General features: G+C 74.4%; 19 protein-coding genes. 11 read left to right on the top strand and 8 right to left on the bottom strand.

The genetic code is table 11. From position 1 onward, the window contains the following. Nucleotides 1-105 precede the first annotated feature (105 nt). A complete protein-coding gene (locus AC4MBH_RS17725; protein WP_491796497.1) occupies nt 106-1,368 on the top strand; it encodes an MFS transporter in 1,263 nt (420 codons plus the stop codon). Here the strand turns inward: AC4MBH_RS17725 and AC4MBH_RS17720 are convergent. The 3 genes from AC4MBH_RS17720 to AC4MBH_RS17710 form a co-directional block, all read right to left on the bottom strand. Next, nucleotides 1,334-1,639 carry a hypothetical protein gene (locus tag AC4MBH_RS17720; protein ID WP_491796496.1) on the bottom strand — a complete coding sequence of 102 codons (306 nt, stop codon included), beginning with the start codon at nt 1,637-1,639 and terminating at the stop codon, nt 1,334-1,336. The two genes, AC4MBH_RS17725 and AC4MBH_RS17720, sit on opposite strands and share 35 nt — an antisense overlap. Before the next feature lie 98 nt (nt 1,640-1,737). After that, the gene (locus AC4MBH_RS17715) at nt 1,738-3,003 is read right to left on the bottom strand and encodes a sensor histidine kinase (protein ID WP_491796495.1); all 1,266 of its coding nucleotides are present in this window, start codon (nt 3,001-3,003) and stop codon (nt 1,738-1,740) included. A 5-nt stretch (nt 3,004-3,008) separates the two neighbouring features. Continuing rightward, nucleotides 3,009-3,737, bottom strand: coding sequence for a response regulator transcription factor (locus AC4MBH_RS17710; protein WP_491796493.1), 729 nt, complete (start codon nt 3,735-3,737; stop codon nt 3,009-3,011). 129 nt (nt 3,738-3,866) lie between these two features. Here AC4MBH_RS17710 and AC4MBH_RS17705 point away from each other — a divergent pair, with 129 nt between their 5' ends. The 4 genes from AC4MBH_RS17705 to AC4MBH_RS17690 are packed head-to-tail and all read left to right on the top strand — an operon-like array spanning nt 3,867 to nt 7,714. Beyond that, nucleotides 3,867-4,916, top strand: coding sequence for an AAA family ATPase (locus AC4MBH_RS17705; protein WP_491796491.1), 1,050 nt, complete (start codon nt 3,867-3,869; stop codon nt 4,914-4,916). Then, nucleotides 4,913-5,866: a DUF58 domain-containing protein gene (locus tag AC4MBH_RS17700; protein WP_491796490.1), complete on the top strand. Its 954-nt coding sequence runs from the start codon at nt 4,913-4,915 to the stop codon at nt 5,864-5,866. Before AC4MBH_RS17705 ends, AC4MBH_RS17700 begins: the two co-directional genes overlap by 4 nt. Continuing rightward, on the top strand, nt 5,863-6,789 hold the full coding sequence (locus tag AC4MBH_RS17695; RefSeq protein ID WP_491796488.1) for a VWA domain-containing protein: 927 nt from the start codon (nt 5,863-5,865) through the stop codon (nt 6,787-6,789). The genes AC4MBH_RS17700 and AC4MBH_RS17695 overlap by 4 nt, the downstream gene beginning before the upstream one ends. Nucleotides 6,790-6,811: 22 nt before the next feature. Further along, a complete protein-coding gene (locus AC4MBH_RS17690; protein ID WP_491796487.1) occupies nt 6,812-7,714 on the top strand; it encodes a S1C family serine protease in 903 nt (300 codons plus the stop codon). 11 nt (nt 7,715-7,725) lie between these two features. Here AC4MBH_RS17690 and AC4MBH_RS17685 read toward each other — a convergent pair whose 3' ends face one another. After that, nucleotides 7,726-8,604 carry a universal stress protein gene (locus tag AC4MBH_RS17685; RefSeq protein WP_491796485.1) on the bottom strand — a complete coding sequence of 293 codons (879 nt, stop codon included), beginning with the start codon at nt 8,602-8,604 and terminating at the stop codon, nt 7,726-7,728. A 205-nt stretch (nt 8,605-8,809) separates the two neighbouring features. Here AC4MBH_RS17685 and AC4MBH_RS17680 point away from each other — a divergent pair, with 205 nt between their 5' ends. Next, a complete protein-coding gene (locus AC4MBH_RS17680; RefSeq protein WP_491796483.1) occupies nt 8,810-9,394 on the top strand; it encodes a hypothetical protein in 585 nt (194 codons plus the stop codon). Nucleotides 9,395-9,497: 103 nt separating this feature from the next. Here AC4MBH_RS17680 and AC4MBH_RS17675 read toward each other — a convergent pair whose 3' ends face one another. The 3 genes from AC4MBH_RS17675 to AC4MBH_RS17665 all read right to left on the bottom strand — a co-directional run bounded on the left by AC4MBH_RS17675 (nt 9,498) and on the right by AC4MBH_RS17665 (nt 11,661). Next, entirely contained in the window at nt 9,498-9,773 is a 276-nt protein-coding gene (locus AC4MBH_RS17675; RefSeq protein WP_491796481.1) for a hypothetical protein, read from the bottom strand. Then, nucleotides 9,766-10,134, bottom strand: a complete 369-nt coding sequence (locus AC4MBH_RS17670; RefSeq protein ID WP_491796479.1) for a hypothetical protein — start codon at nt 10,132-10,134, stop codon at nt 9,766-9,768. The genes AC4MBH_RS17675 and AC4MBH_RS17670 overlap by 8 nt, the downstream gene beginning before the upstream one ends. Nucleotides 10,135-10,284: 150 nt before the next feature. Then, nucleotides 10,285-11,661 carry a cytochrome P450 gene (locus AC4MBH_RS17665; RefSeq protein WP_491796477.1) on the bottom strand — a complete coding sequence of 459 codons (1,377 nt, stop codon included), beginning with the start codon at nt 11,659-11,661 and terminating at the stop codon, nt 10,285-10,287. A 65-nt stretch (nt 11,662-11,726) separates the two neighbouring features. On the opposite strand from AC4MBH_RS17665, the gene AC4MBH_RS17660 reads away from it, so the two are divergent. The 3 genes from AC4MBH_RS17660 to AC4MBH_RS17650 all read left to right on the top strand — a co-directional run bounded on the left by AC4MBH_RS17660 (nt 11,727) and on the right by AC4MBH_RS17650 (nt 13,702). Further along, complete coding sequence (locus tag AC4MBH_RS17660; protein WP_491796476.1) at nt 11,727-12,401, top strand: TetR/AcrR family transcriptional regulator; 675 nt, start codon at nt 11,727-11,729, stop codon at nt 12,399-12,401. Between the two features lie 108 nt (nt 12,402-12,509). Further along, complete coding sequence (locus AC4MBH_RS17655; protein ID WP_491796475.1) at nt 12,510-13,205, top strand: class I SAM-dependent methyltransferase; 696 nt, start codon at nt 12,510-12,512, stop codon at nt 13,203-13,205. A gap of 53 nt (nt 13,206-13,258) precedes the next feature. Next, on the top strand, nt 13,259-13,702 hold the full coding sequence (locus AC4MBH_RS17650; protein WP_491796474.1) for a hypothetical protein: 444 nt from the start codon (nt 13,259-13,261) through the stop codon (nt 13,700-13,702). Nucleotides 13,703-13,820: 118 nt separating this feature from the next. On the opposite strand, the gene AC4MBH_RS17645 is transcribed toward AC4MBH_RS17650, so the two are convergent. Continuing rightward, nucleotides 13,821-15,395, bottom strand: a complete 1,575-nt coding sequence (locus tag AC4MBH_RS17645; protein ID WP_491796472.1) for a peptide chain release factor 3 — start codon at nt 15,393-15,395, stop codon at nt 13,821-13,823. Nucleotides 15,396-15,699: 304 nt separating this feature from the next. Here AC4MBH_RS17645 and AC4MBH_RS17640 point away from each other — a divergent pair, with 304 nt between their 5' ends. Then, nucleotides 15,700-17,940 (top strand): protein kinase domain-containing protein, encoded by a 2,241-nt coding sequence (locus tag AC4MBH_RS17640; protein ID WP_491796471.1) that lies wholly within the window; start codon nt 15,700-15,702, stop codon nt 17,938-17,940. Then, entirely contained in the window at nt 17,937-20,114 is a 2,178-nt protein-coding gene (locus AC4MBH_RS17635; RefSeq protein ID WP_491796469.1) for a protein kinase domain-containing protein, read from the top strand. Before AC4MBH_RS17640 ends, AC4MBH_RS17635 begins: the two co-directional genes overlap by 4 nt.

The following is a 20,114-nucleotide window of genomic DNA, read 5'->3' as shown; positions in this document are numbered from 1 at the left end:
CCCCGCTCACCTCTCCCTAACAAACCCCCCATCACCCCCTCCCCGGCCGCGCGCCGTGCCGCCGGACCACGGCACGGCGCGCGACACCGACCCGAAGGCACCGACATGTCCACCCCCCGCCACACCCACCGCCACACCCTCGCCCCGTCCAGGGCCTACGCACTCGCGACCGGCATCATCGGCCTCGCGCTCCTCGCCTCGGTGACCCCGTCGCCGATCTACCAGACCTACGCCGCGTCCTGGGGGATCTCGCCCCTCACCCTCACCCTCGTCTACGCCACCTACGCCGTCGGCGTCCTCGTCACCTTGCTCGTCGGCGGGTCGATCTCGGACGACGTCGGCCGTCGTCCGGTCCTGCTGGTGTCGCTCGGGGCGCTCCTGGTGTCCACCGTGCTCTTCGCGCTCGCGTCGTCGGTCGCCTGGCTGTTCGTCGCGCGCGGGTTGCAGGGCCTGGCCACCGGCCTCACGGTCAGCGCCGCCAGCGCCGCGGTGCTCGACCTGCACCCCCGGCGCGACCCGTGGGCAGCCGGCCTCGCCAACGGGGTGGCGAGCAGCGCGGGCATCGCCCTCGGCATCCTCAGCGCCTCGGCGCTGGTCCAGCTCGACCGGGCGCCACGGGTGCTCCCGTACGTCGTGCTGCTCGTGCTCCTCGCGGCGGCGATCGCGGGCGTCGTACGGATGCCGCAACCGGCCACGCCACGACGGGGCATCCGCCTGCACCCCGCCCGACCGCACGTCCCGGTCGAGGTGCGCGGCCCGTTCCTGCTCGCCGCGCTCACGGTGGTCTCGTCCTGGTCGCTCGGCGGCCTGTTCTTCAGCCTCGGGCCGGCGCTAGGCGCGCGGCTCCTCGAGACGACCAACGTCGTGCTCGCCAGCAGCGGCATCGTCGCCCTCACGACCGCGGCCACGATCGCCCAGCTCCTGGTCGGACGCACGGCCCCGTGGCTGTCCGCGCTCCTGGGCTCCGCGGCGCTCGCGGCGGGGGTCGCGCTCCTGGTCGTGGCGACGGCGACCGGCTCGGGCGCGCTCTTCCTCCTCGGCTCGTCCATCGGCGGCGCCGGGTTCGGCATCGGGTTCCTCGGCGGCCTCCGTGCCCTGGCGGGCGCGATCCCGGCACACCACCGGGCCTCGGTGATGGCGGCGTTCTACACGGTCGCCTACCTCGCGCTGTCGGTACCGGCAGTGCTCGCCGGGCTCCTCGTCGGACGCCTCGGGCTCGACACGACCTTCGAGGTCGTCGGGGCCGCCGTCGTGCTGGTGGCGAGCGCCACGGCGGTCGTCGCCTGGAGCACGCGCCCGGCCCGCACCCCAGTGGTCGCACCTGCGGCGACGGTCAGTCGTCGGCCTCGGCGCGGCGCTGACCACTGAGCAGCAGGAAGCCGCCGACGCCGACGAGGCCGAACCCCAGCAGCACCAGCCACCGCGGCAGTCCGCGGGGAGCCCCGGAGTCGGCCGGACCGTCCTGGTCGCCCTGGTCGCCCGGGTCGCCCTGGTCCTGCTGCTGGTCGGCGAACGACACGACCTCGGCGTACGTCGCCGGCCGGACCGTCGACGCCGAGGACGGACCTGTCGGCACGAGCACCAGCGTCAGCGTCGCGGCCAGGAGGACAGCCGCGACGGCTCCTCGTCGTGCGCGCACGTGCGGCCCCGCTCTCCTCGCGCGCCGACCCCCCGCCGGCGCGAGACGAGGGTGGCACGGATCACACCGGTCCCTCAGTCGTTCGGCGCAACACGTGTCTAGAGCGGGCTCTCGGCCGGCGGCGTGCGACCGCGTTCGCCCTTGGAAGCAAAGGTGCGGTCGGGGAGCCAGACCACGAACGTGCTCCCCTCGCCGGTCTCGCTGAACACCGCGAGCCGTCCGTCGTGGGCCTCCACGATCTGGCGCGCGATCGCCAGGCCGATGCCGTGCCCGCCGTTGCCGTTGCGGCTGGTCGCGGCGTTGCCGTTGGCGGGGTGGTCGGTGCTGAAGAACCGGTCGAAGACCCGCGCCCGGTCGGCCTCGGGGATGCCGGGGCCCTGGTCCCGGACGGCGGCCCAGGCCCACCCCTGCCGGCTCCCGACGGCCACCGACAACCGGCCGCCCTCGGGTGAGAACCGGATGGCGTTGGAGATCAGGTTGCGCAGCGCGCGCACCAGGGCCTGCTCGTCGGCGTACACGACGGGTCCGGCGTCTAGCCGGACGCCGAGGTCGAGCCCGCGCTCGGTGATGAGGACGCCGTACTCGTCGACGGCACGCCGGGCCAGCTCGCCGAGCTCGACCTCGCGCTCCTCGAAGGCGCCCGAGCGCTGGCGGGCCGCCGCGAGCAGGTCCTCGATGAGCAGGGTCATGCTCGACGCCGCCGAGGAGACGACGGCGGCGGCGCGGGCGCGGTTCTCGGGGGTGGCGTCGGGGTCGGAGAGGACCGCGTCGACGTTGGCGGTGATGACGGCGACCGGGTTGCGCAGCTCGTGCGAGACGTCGTCGGTGAGCGCGCGCTGGGCCGCGAACTCCTCCTCGAGCCGCTCGAGCATCTGGTCGATGGTGTCGGCGAGCTCGCGCAGCTCGTCGCGGGGCCCGGTGGCCCCGATCCGCCGGCTGAGGTCGGTGGCGGTGATCTCGCGCGCCGTGGCGGTGACGGCCCCGAGGGGACGCAGCACGCGTCCCGAGACCCACCAGCCGACCAGCAGGCTGAAGACGAACAGGACGGCGAGCCCGCCGAAGGAGTACTCGCGCAGCCGGTCGAGGGTCCCGGCGTTGACGGCCTGCTGCACCAGGTCGAGGTCGGAGGCGCTGACCAGGTCGCCGTCGTCGCCCGACTCGTCGAGGAACTTCACCTTGCCCGAGTCGGAGACGTAGAACTTCTGCTGCTCCGCCTCCGACAACGGCCGGGCGTCGGTGGACGCGGCCACCGCGACGTAGACCAGCACCAGCACGACCGCGGCGATGCCGAAGACCAGACCGGAGTACGTCACGGCGAGCCGCACCCGCACGGTGGTGGCCCAGGCCGGCAACCGGTGCAGCACGCCGCTCAGCCGCTCTCGGCGAGCGGGGCCTCGCGCAGGCGGTAGCCGCGGCCGATCACGGTCTCCAGCAGCGGCGGCTCCCCCGCGGCGCCGAGCTTGCGCCGCAGGTTGCCGACGGTGACGCGGACGGTCTGGGTGAACGGGTCGGCGTTCTCGTCCCACACGTGCTCGAGCAGCTCCTCGGCCGCCACGACGTGCCCGGGCCGGCGCATCAGGTAGCGAAGCACCGCGAACTCCTTGAGCGTCAGCGGCAGCTCGCGGCTCCCGCGGAAGGCCAGCTGCCGCGCGCTGTCGAGGCTGAGCTCGCCCACCCGCGTCACCGCCGAGTCGGCACGCACCTCGCGGCGCAGCAGGGCGCGCACCCGCGCCGCGAGCTCGGGGAGCGCGAACGGCTTGACCAGGTAGTCGTCGGCGCCGACGTCGAGCCCCCGGACGCGGTCGTGCAGCGCGCCGCGGGCCGTCAGCAGCAGGATGCGCACGTCGCTGGGCGTCGCCGCCTCGTCGAGACCCTCCCCGCGGGCGGCCGACCCCGCGCGGACGTCCTCGGCCAGCGCGTAGCCGTCACCGTCGGGCAGGTTGACGTCGACGAGCAGGACGTCGTAGGCCACGAGCGCGATCTTGGCGCGCGCCTCGGTCTCGGTCAGGGCGACGTCGACGGCGTACCCCTCGCGGGCGAGCCCGATCTGCAGGGCGGAGGCCAGCCCCGCCTCGTCCTCGACCACCAGCACCCGCATGCTCCGAACCTAGTCGGCGCGGCCGGATCCGTCGCGCCCGCTTTCGATCGGCTTTCGTCGGCGCTTCCGCTCGATTTCGCGGCCGGAGGTTGGACTGAGGTCATCAGCCACGTCGAGAGAGGCCACCCGATGACCCAGGACCCAACCACCCCACTGCCCCCGCCGCTGCCCCACGAGAGCGCCGTTCTCGAACGCGCGCTCTTCGAGGTCAAGCGGGTCGTCGTCGGCCAGGACGCCATGGTCGAGCGGATGCTCGTCGGGCTGCTGGCCCGCGGTCACCTGCTGCTCGAGGGCGTGCCCGGCGTCGCGAAGACCCTGGCGGTCCGCACGTTCGCCGACGTCGTCGGCGGCACCTTCTCCCGCCTGCAGTTCACCCCCGACATGATGCCGGGCGACATCGTCGGGACCCGCGTCTGGCGGCCCTCGACCGAGACGTTCGACACCGAGCGCGGACCGGTCTTCGCCCACCTCGTGCTCGCCGACGAGATCAACCGGGCCCCTGCCAAGGTGCAGTCGGCGCTGCTGGAGGCGATGGCCGAGGGCCAGGTCAGCATCGGCGGGACGACGTACCGCCTGCCGCAGCCGTTCCTGGTGCTCGCGACCCAGAACCCGATCGAGTCGGAGGGCGTCTACGAGCTCCCCGAGGCCCAGCGCGACCGGTTCCTGCTCAAGGTCGACGTGCGCCTGCCCGACGGCGCCGAGGAGATGGCGATCCTGCAGCGGATGAGCGTCGCCCCACCGCGGGCCGCCCAGGTCCTCGACGTCGCGCAGGTGACCGCCCTCCAGGCCGCCGCCGACCGGGTCTTCGTCCACCACGCCGTCGCGCAGTACGCCGTCGACCTCGTGATGGCGACCCGCGACCCCGCCGCCCACGGCCTGCCCTGGCTCGGCGAGCTGGTCGAGTCGGGCGTCAGCCCCCGCGCCACCCTCGGCCTGGTCGCCGCGGCCCGCGCCCTGGCCCTGATGCGGGGGCGCGACTACGTGCTGCCGGCCGACGTCGTCGCGGTGGCGCACGACGTGATGGCGCACCGGCTGCCGCTGACCTTTGACGCCCTGACCGACGGCATCGACCCCCGGGTCGTGGTCGGCTCGCTGCTGGCCGCCGTGCCCCGGCCCCGGGTCGCCCCGCACGAGAACGACGCCGACGAGCCGGCCGAGTCCGCCGAGTCGGCGGCATGACCGCGCGACGCTCCCGCGACGCGGTCGCGGCGTTCCGCTCCGTCGGCCTCCCCGTACGCCGCCGCGCGGCCGGCCGGCTGCAGGGCGACCACCCCGGGCGTCGGCTCGGGCCGGGCAGCGAGCCCGAGGAGGTGGTGCGCTACCGGCCCGGCGAGGACGACGTGCGGCGCATCGACTGGAACGTCACCGCGCGCACGGGTGAGGTGCACGTCTGGCGCACCCGCGCCGACCACGAGCTGGCGACCTGGGTGCTCGTCGACGAGACCGCCAGCATGGACTTCGGCTCCGACGAGCTCGAGAAGACCGACCTCGCCCAGGCGGCGGTGGCCGCGGTCAGCACCCTCGTCGCCGCTCCCGGCAACAAGGTCGGCGTGCTGCACCTGCGCACGGACGGCCTGCGCTGGTCGCGACCGGTCGCGGCCTCGGCCGCGGCCCGACGCGCCGTCCGCGACGACACCGGCCCGCACGAGCGCGAGCTGCGCACCGGCGCGGCATCGACCTCGCTGGCGCACGCGCTCGCCGCCCTCGACCGGCGTCACCCGCGACCGGGGCTGCGGGTCGTGGTCACCGACCTGGTCGAGCCCGACGGCCGCACCGAGCGGCCGTTCCCCTGGGAAGCCGCGCTGCGCCGGCTCGCCTCCCGGCACGACGTACTGGTCGTGGAGGTCGTCGACCCGCGCGAGCTCGAGCTGCCCGACGTCGGGCCGCTGGTGGTGGTCGACCCCGAGTCGGGGCACCGCTGCGAGGTCTGGACCTCGATGCCCGGCCTGCGCGAGCGCTTCGCCGACACCGCCGCGGCCCACCGCGCCGCGGCCGCCGCCGCCGTCCGCGCCGCCGGCGCCGGGCACGTCGTGCTGCGCACCGACCGCGACTGGGTGCGTGACCTGACCCGGCACGTCTCCGCGCGTCGCCGCTCCCCCGCCCGCCCCGCGAGAGGACCCCGCCGATGACCCTGCAGTCGCCCTGGTGGCTCCTGCTCCTGCTGCCCGTCACCCTGCTCGCCGCGTCGTACGTCGTGCAGCAGCGCCGGCGCGGCCGCTACGCCGTCCGCTTCGCCTCCGCCCCCATGCTCACCCGGCTGCTGCCGCTGCGGCCCGGCTGGCGACGACACCTCCCGATGGCCGGGATCCTGGTCGCGTTCGGCCTGCTGTCCCTGGCCGCCGCACGCCCCGAGATGGACCTGCGCGTGCCGCGGGAGCAGGCGACCGTGATGGTCGTCGTCGACACCTCACGCTCGATGGAGAACGACGACGTCACCCCCACCCGGATCGAGGCCGCGTCGGAGGCCGCCTCGGCCTTCGTCGCCGACCTGCCCGCCGACTTCGCCGTCGGCATCGTCACCTTCTCCGACGGCGCAACCGTGCTCAGCCCGCCCACCACCGACCACGTCCGGGCCGCGGCGACCCTGCAGGACCTCGCCCTGCGGACCCAGACCGCCATCGGCGAGGGGGTGCTGGCCTCGCTCGACCAGATCGCCGCGGAGTGGCGGCTGGCCGGCAACGACGACATCCCCGCCCGGATCGTGCTGCTCTCCGACGGCCAGAACACCACCGGCCGCACGCCCGCCCAGGCCGCCCAGGCGGCGGCGGACGCCGGGGTGCCCGTCTCGACCATCGCCTACGGCGCCTCCAACGGCGGCAACGGCGGCGCCACCGGCGCCGACACCCTGGCCGCGCTCGCCGAGACCAGCGGCGGCACCGCCTACACCGCCGGGAGCAGCGACGAGCTCGAGGACGTCTACGCCGACGTGCGCACCCAGCTGGGCTGGCGCACCGAGGCGCGCGAGGTCACGCCGTACGTCTCCGCGATCGCGCTGCTCGCCGGCCTCGCCGCCGTCGGGCTGTCCCTCCGCTCCTCGACCCGACTCCCCTGACGACGACGACAAGGAACCCACCATGAGCGACCACCGGCACGACCAGACCTGGCCCGGCCTCGGCATCCCCTCCGGCCCGCGCTTCGAGCCCGCACCACCGCGCGCCACCGCGAACGCGACGGTGCTCCCACCGCCCCCACCGCCGTCGCCGCCGTCGGCCCCCGAGCCCGCCGCCGGCCCTGGCGCGACCGTGAGGAGGCGCCCGCGGCGGGCACCACGCGTCGCGGCCCTGGTCGCGGTGGCGGCGGTCGCGGGCGGGGCGACGGGCTACGCCGCCGGCGACCGTCCCGGGGAGCGGCCCGTCCCCGTCGCCGAGGGCGGCGTGCCGGGCGGCACGGCGGAGTCGGCGGCCGCCACCGTGCTGCCCAGCGTCGTGCAGGTCCGCGCCGGCTCGGGCACCGGGTCGGGCTTCGTGCTCGACGACCAGGGGCACGTGCTGACCAACCACCACGTCGTCGAGGGCGAGACCGAGGTCTCGCTGCAGCTGGCCGACAGCCGCGTCGTCCGGGCCACGGTGGTCGGGAGCGACGCGGCCAACGACGTCGCGGTGCTGCGCACCGACCCCGGTGGGCTCACCCCGGCGCGGCTGGGCCGGTCGACGACGCTGCGCATCGGTCAGCCGGTGATCGCGATCGGCTCCCCGTTGGGGCTCAGCGGGACCGTCACCGCGGGGATCGTCAGCACCACCGACCGCGACGCCCGTATCGGCGGCGGCTCCGGCCGGGTCGTGCAGACCGACGCGTCGATCAACCCGGGCAACTCGGGCGGACCGCTCGTCGACCTCGACGGCCGCGTGGTCGGCGTCAACACCGCCATCGCCACCCTCTCCGACGGCGAGTCCCGCGCCGGGAGCATCGGCATCGGGTTCGCCATCCCCATCGACCGGGCGGTCCGGGTGGCCACCGGCATCATCTCCGGCGCCTGAGGACCCGGGGCCTAGGGCTCGACCACCATGACGGGCGCCGGGCTCTCGCGCAGCACGGTGCGGACCACCGAACCGAGGTGCGACCCGACGGACAGGGCGCGGTTGCGTCGTCCGAGCACCAGCAGGCCGGCGGACTCGGCGGCGTCGGCCAGGGCGAGGGCCGGCGGCCCGTGGACCACGGTGGTCCTGGTGGCGACGTCGGGGTGGTCGCCCTGCACGGTCTCGAGGTCGGGGGCGAGGTCGTGGACGAACCGCTCCCGCTCCTCCTGGCGCATGGCGTCGTCGACGACGACGCTGTCGTAGCCGTTGGCGAGCCACCACGCGTGGACGACGCGGACGTCGGACCCGCGCTCGGCGGCCGCCTCGAAGGCCGCCCGCAGGATCTCGCGCGACCGGGCGGCCTCGTGCACGCCGACCACGACCGGGCCCGCGCCGTCGCCGTCGGCCGGCCGCGCCCAGGCCTCCGGCACCGACACGACGGGGGCGTGGGCGCGCGCCGCCACGCCGTGGGTCGTCGACGCGCTCGTCATCCGTCGTACGCCGGTGAGCTGGCGGCTCTGCAGCACGACCATCCGGGCGCCGGCACTGCGCTCGGCGAGGACCGACACGGGCGTCCCGGCGGTGACGAGCTCGGAGGTCACCGCGCCGGCGTCACCGACGCGGGCCGTCGCTGCGGCGACGGCGCGGCGCAGCACCTTGGCGCCGTACTCCTTGGCGGCGTTGTGGGCGACCGCGTAGGACTCCGGGAGGCTGGGTGGCATCCGGACGACGTGCACCAGGTGGAGGGGGCTGCCGCCGATCTCGGCCTCGCGGGCCGCGAAGTCGAGCAGCGCCTCGCTGCTCTCGGCGCCGACGGCGACCACGACGGGTCTACTGGTGGTGGTGTCCATGGTGCCCACTCTCCTGTCTCGGGTGGATGGCTTCAACCTGCCAGGCGCGCGGCTCGCACGGCAGGGACCGGCGACCCGCGTCGCGCCGGACACCTCGGGACCAAGGACCCGGTCGGACCGGTGACCCCTGGCCCTGCCGGTGACCGCCTCCAGTGGCGAGGGTGGAGCCATCAGCAACCGGCACCACCCACAGAGAGGCCTCGCCATGACCACGACCGCGCACCACGCCGCCCCCCAGCACGACACCGCAGGCCGGCCGGAGCACCAGGTCGTCGGGACCTTCGCCCGCCGCGCGCTCGCCGTGACCCGCCTCGGCTTCGGCCTCACCTTCTTGTGGGCCTTCCTCGACAAGCTCCTCGCCCTCGGGTTCTCCACCGGCCGCGACGAGACCGGCACGGTCGACCGGTTCGGCGACGCCGCCTGGGTCAACGGTGGCAGCCCCACCGAGGGCTTCCTCAAGTTCGGCACCGACGGCCCGTTCAAGGAGCTCTACAGCTCCATCGGCGGCACCTGGTACGCCGACACCCTCTTCATGCTCGGCCTGCTCGGCATCGGCCTCACGCTCACCCTCGGCATTGGGATGCGCGCAGGTGCCGCCGCCGGCGCCCTGCTCTACGTGCTCATGTGGACCGCCGTCCTGCCCCCGGAGAACCACCCGGTCCTCGACGACCACCTCCTCGGCGCCGCCACCCTCGTCGTCCTCGGCGCCCTCCTGGCCGGCGACACCTGGGGCCTCGGCCGGGTCTGGGGCCGCATCCCGTTCGTCGAGAAGAACCCCGTCCTCCGCTGAGGACGAGCCCCCACGAGCCCCCCGCACCGCTGCCCCCGACCGCCCCGCGGTCGGGGGCGGCGCTGTCCTGGGGCCGGCCGAGGTCCCGGTCACTGCGTGTCGACTACGCGTTGCGGCCCGTCTGCAGGTCGGCCAGGAGCCGCTGCAGCTCACCGAGGACGCGACCGACGGGGACGGAGTCGTCCGGGGTGAGGGTGTCGCTCCTGGTCCAGGTCTCGGCGGCGGCGTGCAGGACGGCCATCGCGTGCTGCCGCTGGTCGGAGCTCATGCCGGCGATGACGTCGGCCACCGAGCCCAGGGTCGCCACGATGCGGGGGTCGGCCTGGCCCAGGGCGGCCCGACCGGCCTGGACGGCCCGGGCGAAGGCGAGGTCAGTCATGACGGCACGCCAGCTGCGGTGCCGCTGCCCGGCGGCGCGGCCACTCCCGTGCGCCCGCCGTCGACGGCGGTCCGTCGACGTCCCGGGCGAGGGGTGGGTACGGCTCCGGCCAGCCGGCCTCGGCGTCGCGCGGTCCGAACCGCCACCGCTTCGTCACGCTCCCGTCGGCGTGCCGCTCGCGCCAGACCAGGACCTGGTGGAGGGCGTCGCGCTCCACGTCGAGGCCGACCGCCACGGCGTCGGGGACGACGCCGTGCTGGGTGAACCACCTCGCGAGGCGCAGCCGGGCCGGCGGGGCGATCTCGTCGAGGGGACGCAGGAGCCTCAGCACGTCGTCGTCGAGGCAGAAGTCGGGGGTCACCGGTGTCTCCGTGGGTGGGGGGCGGTGGTCGCGCGAAGGCGAGCGGGGGTGACCCGCTCCCGATGTCAACGCAGACGACCGGCCTTCGTTACGTGGTTCGGCGCCGGCGGCCACCCGGATGGGTGCGGAGATCGACGGATTCGCCGCTGGCTAGGACGGCACCGCCGGGAGGCTCGCGGGCAGGGTCGCGAAGCCGCGCAGGATGCGGGTGTCCCGGCGGCGGGCTCCGGCCTCGAGCCGGAGGTCGGGGTAGCGCTCGAACAACCGGCGCAGACCGACCTCGCCCTCCATGCGTGCCAGGGCGGCGCCGAGGCAGTAGTGCCGGCCGCTGGAGAAGGAGACGTGGTCCGCGGCGTTGGGCCGGGCGACGTCGAAGGTGTCGGGGTCGGTGAACACGTCGGGGTCGCGGTTGGCCCCGGCCAGCAGCGCGGTCACGACGGCACCGCGGCGCACCGGCGTGCCGGCGATCTCGGTGTCGCGCACGGCGGTGCGACCGGTGAGCAGCACGGGCGGGTCGACGCGGAGCACCTCCTCCACGGCGGCGGGCCACCGCTCGGGCTCCTGCCGCAGCGACGCGAGCTGGTCGGGGTGGTCGTGCAGCAGGGCGATGCCGTTGCCCAGCAGGTTGACCGTGGTCTCGAAGCCGGCCGCCAGGACCAGCCCGGCGGTGGCCCGGAGCTCGGCGTCGGTCAGGGCGACGCCGTCGTCGTCCCGGGCGGCGACCAGCTGGCTCAACAGGTCGTCGCCGGGCTGGCGACGCTTGAGCGCGAGGTGGTCGGTCAGCCAGTCGTCGAAGCGGGACAACGCGCCCTCGACGGTGCGGAACTCCGACCACGAGAGTCCGAGGTCGAGGCTCGGCGCCGCGCCGCTGCCGAGCTCGAGGACCCTGCCGCGCTCTGCCTCCGGGACCCCGAGGACCTCGGCGATCACGGTCACGGGGAGCAGGGCGCAGTAGGACTCGACCAGGTCGACCCGGTGCGCGCCGGGCTGACCCCCGCTCCCGGCCGCGGTCGCCAGCGAGTCGAGCAGCTCGTCGGCGATCTGCTCGGTGCGCTCCCGCAGGCCCTGGACGGCCCGGACCGTGAAGACCCGGGTGACGAGCTTGCGCATGCGGGTGTGGTCGGGCGGCTCGGTGACCAGCAACGACGGCGGGGTGAGCGGCCCGAGCGGAGCCGTCGTCGCGGCCCACCGGCCCAGCCGGCCCAGGGGTCCGGGCCCGCTGGCGAGGTCGACGCCGGCCCGCAGGTCGGGACTGGCGAGGGTCTCGCGCACCGCCGGCAGGCTGGCGGTGACGTAGGCGTACCTCGACCGCTGGACCGGACCGGCCGCCCGGATCTGCGCGAAGAGGTCCAGCGGGGCGTCGCTGCTCGCCCTGGTGGCGACCACGAGGCGCGCGTGCAGGTCGCCCCGGGCCGCGGCGCGGGACATCACCCACGTCGGCAGCGCGTGCTGCAGCCCCCAGCGGACCGCGGCGCGCAGGCGCTCGACCGGACGGGGCGGGAACAGGGCTGCGGTACGGGTGAGCATGGACGCTCCAGGGGCCAGGGGTTCGATACCGACGAGTATGCAGTACCCGTGGGTATCGTGCTCGGATGGCCGACACCCCTGCCCCTCCCGGTCGGCGCCGTCGACCGTCGCGGGACCAGGTACGACGGGCCCTGCTCGACTCCGCGGCCCGGCTCTTCGCCCGGCAGGGCATCGAGGGGACCTCCCTCGACGACGTCGCCACGGACGCCGGCTTCACCAAGGGAGCGGTCTACTCCAACTTCGGCAGCAAGCAGGGCCTTGTCGCCGCGCTGATCGAGGACCGCACCTCGGCCTACCTCGACCTCGGCATCCGAGCGGTCGACGGGCTCGAGGGGGCCGACCACCCGATGGCCGTCCGCGCCCAGGTACTGGGTGACCGGCTGACGGCGGCGGGCGAGGAGCAGCGCGACTGGCACCTGCTCTTCTTCGAGCTCTGGCAGCGCGCGGTGCGCTCCCCCGACCCCGACGGCGCCCTGCAGCACCAGCGCAGGTCCCTGCGGTCGGCGGTGACCGACGCGATCGGGGAGCACGCCGACAGCGCCGGCACCACCCTGCCCCTGCCGGCCGCCGACCTCGCCGTCGTCCTGATGGCCCTGACCAACGGCCTGGCCATGGAGCGGATGATCGCGCCCGACGACGTGTCCCCCGACCTGATGGGCCGCGTCCTGGCGCTCCTCGTGGGAGACGACGACCCCGTCCCGCACCCCGACGCCGCCCGCGCCGGCACGAGCCGGCAGTAGGACGCCGCCACGGCACTGCAGGTCGGGCCGTCGGCGTCCTGGTCGGATCGCGGCCGCGTCGCGCCACAGCCTGGGTTCACGGACAAGGGTTCGTGACATCCTCGCGGTGTGAGTGGGATCGAGCGTCGTGTCGAGGCTCTCCATGTGGAGCCCGACTACCAGTCGTGGACCTTCGACGAGACCGAGCGAGATGCGCGGCGCCACCGGTCCCGGGTCGGTGGCAGGTGGGACGAGATGGGCCGACTGCAACGCGACTTCCTCATCACCCAGGGACTCGCGCCCTCCATGCGATTCCTCGACGTCGGATGTGGGTCACTACGTGCCGGACGGCTACTCGTCCCCTACCTCGACCCTGGCCACTACTACGGCGTCGACATCGGTACCGACGTCGTCGAGGCGGGCTACGAGCGGGAGCTCGACGACGAAGCCCGGGCCCGTCTGCCGCTGGCGAACCTGCGTTCCACCGACCGGTTCGACGCCGACTTCGGCGTGAAGTTCGACATGGCCATCGCGCAGTCCGTGTTCACCCACGTGTCGCTGAACCACATCCGGCTCTGTCTCCACCGAGTCGCCCAGGTGATGAAACCCGGAGGCAAGTTCTACGCGACGTTCTTCGAGCGAGGGCCGAAGTACCCGATCGACGGGATCCGCGGCCGCTACTACACCGAGCGCAACATGTTCTGGTACTACCGGAACGACCTCCGATGGGCAGCTCAACGCGCGCCGTTCTCCTTTCGCTACATAGGTGACTGGGACCACCCGGTGAACCAGAAGATGGTCGAGTACACACGCCTCGAGGACTGAACAGCGCCGGGTGATCGGGTGCATTTGCCGATGGGTAGGCGCATACTCCAGGCATGGAGATCGACCGGGTCTTGTGGAACCAGGCCGCTACGAGGGTGCAACGCGCTCAACGGGTTTCCCAGCTGCTCTGTGTCACAGCAGTCCTGGTGCCACCACTCGTGGCGCTGACGTTCGTCGAGTCCTCCCTGGCGTCCTTCCTGGTGGCGCTGCTCATCTCCGCACTGTCGCTCGTCGTGGTGCGCCGCGTCGCCTTGGGTGTCCTTGCAGGCGGAACCCTCTCGACGATGCAGGATGCGACTCGACCGTCGGGATCCGACCTCAGTCGGCTCCAGGTCGCGCAGCTCCTCCGGGACGGCATGGCCCCAGGCGATGGCTGCCTGTGGGTCACGCGGCACGAGGGCGCCGTCGTCCACCTGACAGCGGAGGCGAGAGAACCCGGCACGATTCCCCGTTCGTCGTCGCCCTGGGTCTGGGCGATGGGCGGCGGAGGGGCGTAGCGCCGCGGACCGCCGCAACCGAGCGGTCGCGGCGTGACGGTTGCCGTCACGAGCGTCGACAGCGAGGGGTGCCGTACGAGCTCACGTCGACGAGATGCCGACGGGTCGGTCCCCGGCCCTACGCGCCGCTCGCGGGCAGCTCGGTCAAGGCGACCTCGGGGTGGTCGCGGGCGGTCGTGGAGGCACGCCACTTGTCCACGAACAGCGCGAGGTGGACACCGTCGGAGCGCAGCAGCACCTCGACCCCGCGACTCCCGCTCAGGGCGGCCGCGCCCTCGGCGTCGGTGGCCCGCGCCACGGTGTAGGACAGCGACTCGAGACGGACCGGCGTACCGAACTCGGCCTGCATCCGGGCCAGCACCACCTCGAACTGCATCGGGCCCACTGCGGCCAGGATCGGGCTCTGGTCGCCGCGCAGGTCCGAGCGCAGCACCTGGACGACGCCCTCCTGGTCGAGCTGCTCGATCCCACGGCGGAACTGCTTCGCGCGGCTGGTGTCGGGGGTCGTGGCGACGCTGAAGTACTCCGGCGCGAACGACGCGATCGGGGGGTACTGCACCGGCTCGCCGGCGTAGATGGTGTCGCCCACGCGCAGCGCTGAGGCGTTGACCAGCCCGATGACGTCGCCCGGCAGAGCTGTCTCGACCGAGGTGCGCTCGCGACCGAAGACCGCCTGGGCGTACTTGGTGGCGAAGGGCCGCCCGGTGCCGGCGTGGGTGACCACCATCCCGCGCTCGAACTGCCCCGACACCACGCGGGCGTAGGCGAGGCGGTCGCGGTGCGCGGAGTTCATCCCCGACTGGACCTTGAACACGAAGGCGCTGAAGTCGTCGTCCGGGTCACGGCTGGTGCCGTCGACCGAGGCGGTCGCCCGCGGCGGCGGAGCCAGCTCCACCAGCAGCTCGAGCAGCTGCGCGACGCCGAAGTTGAGCAGCGCCGAGGCGAACATCACCGGCGTCGTCCGCCCAGCCAGGAACCGGTCGTGATCGTGGTCGGCGCCATCGGCCGAGAGCAGGTCGTGCTCCTCCAGCGCGGCCCGCCAGGCCTCTCCCTCGGCCTCCTCCGCGGCCTCGGCGTCCATCCGGCGCTCGGGCGCCCTGGTCGCGCCGCCCGAGGTGCGGGCGTAGGCGATGAAGTCGCCGTGACGCCGATCGAGTACGCCGCGGAAGTCACCGGCGACGCCGACCGGCCACGTCAGCGGCGTGGGGCGCAACCCGATCTCCTGCTGGATGAGGTCCATCAGCTCCAGCGCGTCGAGCCCCGGCCGGTCCCACTTGTTGATCACGGTCAGCACCGGGATCCCCCGCAGGGCGCACACCTTGAACAGCTTCATCGTCTGCGGCTCGAGGCCCTTGGCCGCATCTACCAGCATCACCGCGGAGTCGACAGCTGACAGCACCCGGTAGGTGTCCTCGGAGAAGTCGCTGTGACCAGGGGTGTCGACCAGGTTGACCACGTGGCCGGCGTACTCGAACTGCAACGCGGCCGAGGTGATCGAGATGCCCCGCGCCCGCTCCATCTCCATCCAGTCCGACACCGTGCCGCGGCGACCGGCCTTGCCGTGCACAGCCCCGGCCTCCGTGATCGCCGCCGCATGCAGGGCCAGCGCCTCGGTCAGCGTTGACTTCCCGGCGTCGGGGTGACTGATCACGGCGAACGTGCGGCGGGGGCGCCCGTCCGGGTGCACTGACATTGAGCCAACGCTACCGCTGCGGTGACTGCCAGGATCACAGCCCAACTGGCAAGCCGTGGGGCAGGTTCGTGACCGACCACATCTTGGTCCGGCCGGCGAGAAGGGGTGGGCGCGGGCGTCGTGGACGAAACTCAGCCCTACGGCGGAGCGAGCGGAGGCGGGCACCTCGAGCCCTGCACGATCGTCGAGTCGCCGCGCGGGTTGGCCGCGAGGAGCTCGCCGGCCGCACGGGCAGCGTTGTTGTCGACCACGTCAGCCTGGGCATCTTCTGACCCGGCTGGTGCAGGCTGAGAAGATCGGCCCCGTGCCTGCCCTCCCCGCCCCCGGCGACGCCGTCGGCCGGTACCGGCTCGACGCGGTGATCGGGCGCGGCGGGATGGGCGTGGTCTATCGCGCGACCGACACCACCCTCGGCCGCACTGTTGCTCTCAAGGTGATCGCGGCCGCTCTGGGCGGCAACCGCGACTTCCAGCGGCGCTTCGAGCGCGAGGCCGCCGTCCTGGCCCGCCTGAACTCGCCTCACGTCATCGCCATCTACGCCTACGGCGACCACGAGGGCGCGGCCTACATCGCCACCCAGTTCGTCGGCGGTGGCGACCTCGGCGCGCTGCTGGCCCGCCACGGGCGGTTGGCCCCGGGGGTGGCGATGCCGCTGTGCGCGCAGGTGGCCGACGCGCTGGACGACGCCCACCGGGCCGGCGTGGTGCACCGTGACGTGAAGCCGACCAACGTGCTGCTGCGCGAGTCCTCCCGGGCCAGCGGTGCGCCCGAGCCCGGCCCCGACCTGCACGCCTACCTGTGCGACTTCGGCATCGCCCGCACCGCCGACGCCCACACCGACGCGCTCACCGACCAGGGCGCCGTCGCCGGCACCTGGAGCTACCTGGCGCCCGAGTGCGGCCGCGGCGAGCCGGCCACCGCCGCCTCCGACGTCTACGCCCTCGGCTGCCTGCTGTGGGCGTGCCTCACCGGCTCGCCTCCCTACGGCGGGAGCGAGGTGCAGATCGCGATCGCCCACCAGCGCGACCCGGTCCGACAGGCCCCGGGCGACGATGCGGCGACGCAGGCCGTCAACGAGGTGCTGCGCCGCAGCATGGCCAAGAGACCCGAGGACCGCTACCCCGACGCCGACTCGCTCCGCCGGGCTCTGCTCGCGGCTGCCGAGGTGCCGGGTGCCGACCGGCCGCTGTCCGCCGTCCCGCCGCTCGCGCCGACGTCCGCCGCGCCCCCTCCACCCGCTCCCACTGCGCCCCCGGTCACTGCGATCCCGCCGCCGATCCGGAGCCCGCGCCCCGCTGGACGACGCCGCGGCGCCCTCGCGGGTCTGGCGGTCCTGGTCACGGTCGTGGCTCTCGGCGCGGGCGGCTACGCCCTCGTCGGATCGGACCCGGCCCCGCGTGACGAGACCACCGACGAGGCCACCGAGGACGTCGCCCCGTCGACCTCTCCCGACACCGGCGGCGAGACCGCGGTCGCGCCGACCGCCGCGGGACCGACGACCGGCGACCTCGACGGCGACGGGCTCGGCGACCTCACGGTCGACTACAGCCCCCGCGACGCCGCGGAGACGGTGCGCAGCGCCACCTGGACCTCCACCGGCAAGGCGTTCGAACCGGACGGCGACCGCGAGCTCGCCTCCGCCGGCGAGGGCGACGGCGTGTGGCGCCTCGCCGGCCACCTCGACGACGACGAGACCACCGACGTGCTCACGTTCCGTCAGCCGGGCGGCACCGGGCCGGTCCGGGTCGCCGGCACCCTCTCGCGAGGTGGGCGGGTCGCGACGACGCTGCCCGGGGGTACGCGGCCCGAGCGCACCTTCGACGCACTCGCCGACGTCGACGGCGACGGGCTCGCCGACCTGCTCACGATCGAGGTCGCCGAGCGAGCCGGTCGGCAGCCGATCACCGTCAGCACCTGGCGCTTCGACGGCGAGAACTTCGACGCACCCACGTCCGGAGCCGTCGTGCAGCTCGCGCCTGTCACCGACCGCATCCGCGCCGACGACGTCGACGGCGACGACCGGGCCGACCTCGTGATCGTCGAGACGGCGTCGGAGCGGAACGCCGGCGGACGCCTCGACGCCCCGATCCGGGTGCTCCGGGGCGACGGCGCGGGAGGCTTCACCGACCTCGCCGAGGCCACCACCGACCTCGAGTCGAGGGATTTCGTGCTCCGCACGGGCGACGTCGACGGCGACGGCGCCGCCGAGATCATCACCGCAGACCCCGCCGAGGGCTACTTCGACCTCGGCGTCCACGACCTGGAGGACGGCGTGATCGAGACCAGACCAGCGGCCGGCAGCCTGTGGTTGTCCGAGGAGAGCGCGCTGCGCCCCGACCTGGCTGTGATCGACGTCGACGGCGACGGTCGCGACGACGTCGTCAGCGTGGACACCGTCCGGCAGGGCGGCACCGGGCGGGTCACCGTGGCCGTGGCCACGGAGGCCGGCACGCTCGTCGGACGTCGATGGCTCACCTGGGAGCAGCGCTTCGCCGACGGCTACGGGCCGGCGCGGTTCGAGGCCGTGGACGGTGCCCGATGGTGAGCGGGCCGTCCCTGGCACCCGGCGCCTCGTTCGGCCACTACCGGGTCGACCAGGTCCTCGGCGTCGGTGGCGCCGGGGTGGTCTACCTGGCCACCGACCTGCGCCTGGGCCGTCCGGTGGCCCTGAAGGCCCTGCTCTCGCTGCAGGGCCACGGGTCCGCGACGGCGCGCTTCGAGCGGGAGGCCGCGGCGCTGGCCCGGCTGGAGTCCCCGCACGTGATCCAGATCTTCGACCACGGCGTGCACGAGGGCACCGCGTTCCTCGCGATGCAGCACGCCGCGGGCGGCGACGTCGGCCGGGTGCTGCGCGAGCGCGGGCCCATGCCGCCGATGCTCGCCGTGCGGCTGTGCTCGCAGGTGGCCGAGGCCCTGCGCGACGCGCACGACGTCGGCGTGGTGCACCGCGACGTCAAGCCGGCCAACGTGCTGCTGCGCGACGGCCGGCTCGACCGACCGCACGCCTACCTGGGTGACTTCGGCCTCGCGCACACCGACGACGACCCGGCCTCCTCGCTGACGGCACCGGGCGTGGTGGCGGGCACCTGGAACTACCTCGCCCCCGAACGCATCGCCGGCCGACCCGCGACGGCCGTCAGCGACGTGTACGCGGTGGGGTGCCTGCTGTGGGAGACCCTCACCGGGCAGCCGCCCTTCGGGGGCTCCAACGTCGCGGTGGCGATGGCCCACCAGCACGCACCCGTCCCCCAGCTCGCCGGTGACGACGAGACCACCGTCCGGCTCAACCGCGTGCTCGCCGGGGCGCTCGCCAAGGACCCGGCCGTCCGGACGCCGTCGGCGGCGGCGCTGCGCGCCGAGCTGCGCGAGCTGGCCGGCATCGGCTCCACGTCGGGCGATCGGCCGCTGCCGTCACTGGCCTCGGCGAGCGGCGCCGCACCCATCGCAACCACGGCGGCTACCTCGGTACGCCCGCCGTCGTCGCCGCCCGGCACCGCGGCCACCGGCCGCCGGTCGAAGCGAGGTCGATGGGTGCTGCCGGCCGCCGCCGCCGTGGCGGTGGCGCTCGTGGCGGGCGGGATCGCGATCGTGGTGGGCTCCGACGACGGCGGCGACGCCCCGACCGCCGAGGCCGGCGCCAGCGAGTCCGGCGCGCCCGCCGATGCGACGGAGTCGGCGGACACCCCCGTCACGGACCGGCCGATCCGCGGTGATCTCGACCGCAACGGCTTCGGCGACGTCGCCCTGCTGACGCTCCGCAGCGGCCTGCAGGTGCTGCGCTCCGACGGCAGCAGCTTCCGCGACGCCCAGGTACGACCGGCCGTCGACGTCGTCGGCCTCGTCGGCGACGTCGACGCCGACGGCCGCAGCGACGTGCTCCGACTGCAGGGCGACCCGCCGCGACTGACTGTCTCGCTGGGGCTGCCCGGCTCGCCCACCTCCCCCGTCCGGCTCCCCGACAGCCCAGAGGTCCTCGGGCTGTTCGAGGTCCGGGCGGCACTCGGCGACGTGACCGGCGACGGCTTCCCCGACCTGGTGGTGATCACCCCGACCGGCGACGGCGAGCTGCAGGTCGACGTCTCCGTCGGCGACGGCGCCGGGGTCTTCGCGCCCGCCGTCCCCTGGTTCACCGGCACCCACCCGGCCCACCAGGTGGCCTCGGCCGACGTCGACGGCGACGGTCTCGTCGACCTGGTGCTGCTCGACGACGGCAGCGAGGGCGAGGGCGGCGTGCGCGGCGAGGTCTCGGCCACGGTCCTGGGGTCGACCGGTTCGGCGTTCGAGGCCCTCGGCGAGCAGAGCCCCGTCGAGGACGGCCTGTTCGGCATCCACGCGATGCGGGCGGGCGACCTCGACGGCGACGGCGTCGACGAGGTGATCGCGCTGTCCGGGGGCTATGCCCCCACCATCACGGCGTGGACCTGGGAGGATGGCGCGTTCACCGAGGAGCCGTTCATCGACGACGGGCACTCGCTGCTCGACGACTCCAGCATCCTCTCGTCCGAGCTCACCGTCTCCGACGTCGACGGCGACCGCCGTGACGACGTCGTTCTGGTGCTGCAGAGCAGCACGTTGGAGGACGGCGGGTTCGCGAAGCGGTTCGCGGTCTACACCTCCGACGGGCAGACCGTGACCCACGAACCCAGCTTCGACCGCGAGGTACCGGTGCCCGAGAACGAGTCCGTCAGCGTCCTGGACAGCGTCGCCGGCCCGAGCTGA

It is taken from the genome of Nocardioides sp. WJ219, from assembly GCF_058559815.1.
This window is presented reverse-complemented; position numbering and strand designations above follow the sequence as displayed.